General features: G+C 67.3%; 1 protein-coding gene. It reads right to left on the reverse strand.

The window, feature by feature from the left end; genetic code table 11:
* Positions 1-20: 20 nt before the first annotated feature.
* Positions 21-725, reverse strand: a complete 705-nt coding sequence (gene trmD / locus EN893_RS36345) for a tRNA (guanosine(37)-N1)-methyltransferase TrmD (protein WP_127267361.1) — start codon at positions 723-725, stop codon at positions 21-23.
* Between the last annotated feature and the right edge of the window lie 16 nt (positions 726-741).

Raw genomic sequence — 741 nt, forward strand, 5'->3', positions numbered from 1 at the left:
GGTCTGTTTCTGGCTTTCTATTACTTTTGGAAAGGGTGAGCGGCGGCGCCCAACAAATCCGGACGCCGCTCTTTCGTCAGCTTCTCTGACTCCGCCCGACGCCATGCGGCGATCTTCTTGTGGTTGCCGGAAACCAGCACCTCGGGAATCTCACGGCCCTCGAACTCCTGCGGCCGCGTATAGTGCGGATGTTCGAGCAGGCCGTTTTCGAAACTCTCCTCCTCGCCCGACACCGCGTTGCCCATCACGCCGGGCAACAGCCGCACCACCGCATCGAGCAGCACGAGCGCTGCCGGCTCGCCACCGGAGAGGATGAAGTCACCGATAGAGACCTCCTCCAATCCCCGCGCGTCGATCACCCGCTGGTCGACGCCCTCGAAGCGGCCGCACAGGATGACGGCGCCTGGCCCAGCGGCCAGTTCGCGCACACGCGCCTGGGTCAGCGGCTTGCCGCGCGGGCTCATCAGCAGCCGTGGCCGCGCGTCGCCTTCCGGCGAAGCATGGTCGATGGCTTTCGCCAGCACGTCGGCGCGCATCACCATGCCGGCGCCGCCGCCGGCGGGCGTGTCGTCGACGGTGCGATGGCGGTCGGTGGCGAAGCCACGGATCTGGATCGCCTCCAGCGACCACGTCCCGGCCTCCAGCGCCCGGCCAGCCAACGACAGGCCGAGCGCGCCGGGAAACATTTCGGGGTAAAGCGTCAGCACGCAAGCGGAAAAACTCACCGGTTGCCCCCGGCAT

Origin of the sequence: Mesorhizobium sp. M7A.F.Ca.CA.004.04.2.1 (assembly GCF_004022825.1) — a bacterium.
Classification (GTDB): Bacteria; Pseudomonadota; Alphaproteobacteria; order Rhizobiales; family Rhizobiaceae; genus Mesorhizobium.